Raw genomic sequence first — 255 nt, 5'->3', positions numbered from 1 at the left:
CTTCTTCGGCTACAAGCTCTCGGCCAGTGCCGACAAGCGCTACAAGTTGATCCGCAAAATCAAGGTCTGCACCGCGAGCGAGCACGACACGCTGCATCTCGAGGACGTGCTCGATCCCTGCAATACCCGCCGCGACGTCTACGCCGACAAGGGATACCTCAACGGCAAGCGCGAGGCGCGGTTGACGGGCGAAGGCTGGCGCATGCATATCCAGCGCAAAGGCAGCAAGGAGAAGCCGTTGTCGGAGGCGCAGGA

Annotated in this window: 1 protein-coding gene; it reads left to right on the top strand. The window is 62.0% G+C overall.

Translation table 11 applies throughout. The annotated features are described in order from the left end of the window. A partial coding sequence (locus tag GTP77_RS31520; protein ID WP_161075774.1) for a transposase occupies positions 1-255 on the top strand: 255 nt, incomplete at both ends.

This window comes from Pseudoduganella aquatica (assembly GCF_009857595.1).
GTDB lineage: Bacteria > Pseudomonadota > Gammaproteobacteria > Burkholderiales > Burkholderiaceae_D > Rugamonas > Rugamonas aquatica_A.
Note: the sequence above shows the minus strand (reverse complement) of the source record. Positions and strands in the feature narration are given on the sequence as shown.